The sequence below is a fragment of the Streptomyces sp. NPDC059477 genome, assembly GCF_042749375.1.
Taxonomy (GTDB): domain Bacteria; phylum Actinomycetota; class Actinomycetes; order Streptomycetales; family Streptomycetaceae; genus Streptomyces.
Genome location: NZ_JBHYUG010000102.1, coordinates 4121 through 8211, shown reverse-complemented (window position 1 = coordinate 8211; position 4091 = coordinate 4121). Strand labels below are relative to the sequence as shown.

Annotated in this window: 3 protein-coding genes; all 3 read right to left on the bottom strand. The window is 71.2% G+C overall.

Going from position 1 to position 4091, the window contains the following annotated elements:
• Nucleotides 1–150 precede the first annotated feature (150 nt).
• The gene (locus tag ACFXAZ_RS33415) at nucleotides 151–1650 is read right to left on the bottom strand and encodes a DUF1996 domain-containing protein (protein ID WP_384598772.1); all 1500 of its coding nucleotides are present in this window, start codon (nucleotides 1648–1650) and stop codon (nucleotides 151–153) included.
• Nucleotides 1651–1826: 176 nt separating this feature from the next.
• The gene (locus ACFXAZ_RS33410; protein ID WP_384598770.1) at nucleotides 1827–2480 is read right to left on the bottom strand and encodes a LuxR C-terminal-related transcriptional regulator; all 654 of its coding nucleotides are present in this window, start codon (nucleotides 2478–2480) and stop codon (nucleotides 1827–1829) included.
• Nucleotides 2465–3733, bottom strand: a complete 1269-nt coding sequence (locus ACFXAZ_RS33405) for a sensor histidine kinase (protein WP_384598768.1) — start codon at nucleotides 3731–3733, stop codon at nucleotides 2465–2467. Before ACFXAZ_RS33405 ends, ACFXAZ_RS33410 begins: the two co-directional genes overlap by 16 nt.
• Nucleotides 3734–4091: the final 358 nt, after the last annotated feature.

Below are 4091 nucleotides of genomic sequence, written 5' to 3'. Positions count from 1 at the left end.
TGTGTCGTGGGAGAGTGGCTGTGGGCGCGCGGTGTGGCTCGCGGGGGGGGTGGTTTGGGGGTTTGGTGTCACGTCAATCTGCGTTCTAGACTAGCGGGGGTTTTTTGAACCACCCCCGCCGGGGTTCCTTTTACTGCCAGCGCTATGACGTCACTGGCAACGCTTGCCCGAATTGATGCAGTTGACCATCTTCTTCATCGTCTTGGTGGAGAAGAAGTTGATGAAATCATTGTGGTCGGTGATCGGTTTGTGCAGTTGCTCGGGGAACGAGTCCACCGCGAACGGATTCTGCACCACACCGTTCTCGATGGTCGGCGCCGGCACGTCGTAGACCAGCCGCACCTGGAGCTGTGGGATCGCCTGGAAGCCATTGGCGCAGGTGCCGTCGGCCTGGACGAACGCCACATGGGTGCGGTGGTTGGCGCTGTCGATGTTCTGGCCGTCCCAGCAGCTCTGGAAGTTGGACAGCCGCACCACGTCACTGCCCTCGGGGCACAGCGGGTACTTGTCGGTCAGCTGCCGGTCCTCGAAGCCGGTGCAGGTCCAGGCCGTGTTGGCGTTGGCGAGGCCGTTGACGAACGCCTTGGCGTCACCGGTGATGATGCGCAGCGCCCGCGGCATCGCGACCACGGGCCCGGTCCGGTTGCCGACGAACTTCAGCTGGGCCTGCCGGGGCTCCAGGATCCGGCCCGCATTGCCCTCGGTGCCACCCCCGGCGGCGTTCTGGTCGAAGTCCTGCGTGCCGTCCTGGAGACGCAGCACCGGCCAGAAGTACGAGGAGCGGTCGCCCGGGTTCTGGCAGGTCGTCCCGGCGTTGGCGAGGACGTCGTCGCTGGCGAAGGCGTCGTTGTTCTGGTTGCCGACGTAGTCGTGCAGATGGTGGGCGCCGTTGGTGACACCCGGGGCCACGATCACATTGTCGGTGTTGTGGTTGTCGTTCGCGTTGGTGCCGCACTTGGTGGTGAAGGTGCCCTTCGAACCGCTCCGGCCGTTCGCGGCGAGACCGCCCGGCAGATCGCGTGAGTTCGGCTGGACGGTGGTGATGTCCTGGAAGTCCGCGGCGACCGGGCCGTTGCCGCCCTGACCCCCGTTGCCCGGCTCCTGACCGCCGCCGTCACCGTTCTCGCCGTTGCCCCCGTTGCCCCCGTTGCCCTGGCCGTCGTCGGTCCGGGGCTGTTCCGCGGGGGTGCCGGTGCAGCCGGCGAGATCGTCCAGGCTGTCCGAGGCGCTGCCGCCGGCCCGGTCGATCTCCAGCTTGATCCGGTCGATCAGCACCTTCCGGTTGTCCTTGAGCGGCTGAAGGATGGCGTTCTGCACATAGCCGGCGTCCTGCGCCTGCGCGTCGCGCGTGCTCGCCAGCCGCTGGTACGCCTCGGTGATCTGCTGGTCCATCGAGGCCAGCTCGCCGTCCACCTCCCCCCGGGCCCCGTCCGGCACCTCGGACAACTGCTGACCGACGTCCGGGCAGTCGATGGTGGCCACCTGGGCGCCCGCCGACCTGGTCCGGTTCTGCCAGCCGTTGCCGTCCTCGTGCGCCGAGGCGTAGAAGTTCGCCCAGATCAGCCCGCCCCCACCGAGCGCTAGGGCCGCCGATGCGGCAATGGCCTTGGTGGCCAGCGGCGTACGGCGTTTTCGTGTGTTGCGTCCCATGGAACTCCTCTGACTTCCTTGCGGGGCCGCATCGAGGCGCCCGACAGGAGTGAAGCGGCGCCCCTTTGTACGGAGCGCGCCGCAGAGGTGTTCAGCCGTCCCGGGAATTGCCGCGAGATTCGCGGAACGGGATTCAGCGGCCCGGTCCGGATATTCAGCGGCCCTGGTCCAGTGATTCAGCGGCCCCGGTCCAGATAGGCGAGAACCGCCAGGACGCGTCGGTTGTCGTCGTCCGAGACCTCCAGGCCCAGTTTGGCGAAGATGTTGGAGGTGTGTTTCGCGATGGCCCGTTCCGTCACCACCAGCCGCTCCGCGATCGCCGCGTTGGACCGTCCCTGCGCCATCAGCTCCAGCACCTCCCGCTCGCGCGGGGTGAGCCGGGCCAGCGGCTGATCGCCCGCCGCGCGCCGGCTCAGCAACTGCTGGATGACCTGTGGATCCATCGCCGTACCGCCCTTCGCCACCCGTCGTACCGCGTCCACGAACTGGGCCGCGTCGAACACCCGGTCCTTCAGCAGATAGCCGACCCCGCCCGTGCCGTCGGCGAGCAGCTCGCGCGCGTACAACTGCTCCACGTGCTGCGACAGCACCAGCACCGGCAGCCCCGGCCGCTCCCGGCGGGCCGCGAGCGCGCACTGCAACCCCTCGTCGGTGTGCGTGGGCGGCAGCCGTACGTCCACCACCGCAACGTCCGGCGCCAGCTCGGCCAGCGCCCGGGTCAGCTCGGGGCCGCTCTCCACGGCCGCCGCGATCTCGAAGTCATGGGCTTCGAGCAGCCGGACCAGTCCGTCGCGCAGCAGGAACAGATCTTCGGCTAGGACAACTCGCACGGAATCTCCATGGTCACCATGGTGGGACCGCTCGCCGGGGAGCTGACGGCCAGGACGCCGTCGAATGTACCGAGTCGCCGCTCGACCCCGGCCAGACCGGAGCCCGCGCCGATCGCCGCGCCGCCCCGGCCGTTGTCGGTGACCACGATCCGCAGACATCCGTCGGCGTGGTGCAGATCGACCCAGATCCGGTCGGCCCCGGCGTGCTTGACCGCGTTGGTGAGCACCTCGCTGACCGCGAAGTACGCCGCCGATTCCACCGGCGCGTCCGCCCGGCCCGCGAGCTCCACGGTCACCTCGGACGGCACCGGCAGCCGCAGCGCCAGCGCCCGCACGGCGTCGCCCAGGCCCCGTTCGGCCAGGACCGGGGGATGGATGCCACGGACCAGGTCGCGCAGTTCGGTGAGGGCCTCGGCGGAGGACCGCCGGGCCTGTCCGAGCAGTTCCCTGGCCTTCGCCGGGTCCTTCTCGATCAGCGCCTCGATCGTGCCGAGGTCCATGCCCATCGCCACCAGCCGGGCCTGTGCCCCGTCGTGCAGATCGCGTTCGATGCGGCGCAGTTCGGCGGCCGAGGTGTCCACCGCGTCCCGCCGGGTCTCGGTGAGCACCCGTACCCGCTCCGCCAGCTCCCCCTCGCCGGGCGCGAGCAGCGCCCGGCTGAGCAGGAGGTGCCCCCGCAGCAGCCGGGGGGTGCCGTACCGGGCGACGACGAGCAGGACGGCTCCGAGTCCGGCGGCGGCGAACGCCGAGACCGGGCCGCTGACCGGCACGAAGCCGTACCAGTACGGGTCGGGCAGGACCGTCCACAGCCCGGCCGCCAGCACGAACCCCTCCAGCGGATAGACAACCAGGGCGAACGCCAGCACCCCGAGGACGAACCCGGCCGTCATGTCCACCACCAGCCACCGCAGATCCCGCCAGGTCGCCCGGTCCCCGAGCATCCCGAACGTACGGGTCCACGGATTGGCCCCGGCGGGCAGCGGCCGGTACGACGCCGGGATCGTCACGCCGCCCCAGCGCGCGGCCAGCGCCCGCCGCGTGCCCGCGAGCGCCCGGACCCCGGTCAGCACCCAGGGTGTGGTGACGATCCCGACCCCGATCGGGATCAGCGCGAGGGACACCACGCTCAGCACGAAGCAGACCAGCGCCCCGGGCAGCCCCATCAGCGCGAGCGCCAGCGCCCGTACCCCCGCCGTCCCGACCCTTCGGGCCTCGCCCGCCCACGCTCCACCGTTCCCGCCGCCGCTGTCCATTCCGCCAGTCTCGCCGAGCGGACGGGGGGAGACACGGGGGAGGAGGCCCGGGTTGGGGGTGGGGCTACCTACACCCCTCCTGGGTTCCGGCTGGAGGGGCGGGGGTGTGCGCGCTTCCCGGGGTCCCGATCGCAAGGGCGGGGGCAGCTGCGTCCCGGGGGCCGGTCGGAGGCGTGGCGGCGTCCACGACGGCTTCCCAGGTCCCGGTGGTCCCGGTGGGGTCCGCGCGCGTGCCCAGCCCCTCCGCCGAAGTGGGGGGGGGGGGGGGGGGGCCGCACAACCCCCCCGGGGGGTTGCGGGAGGGGTGCGGAAAAACCCGCGGGGGGGGGGGGGGGGGCCCGCCGGCGAAGAGAGCATC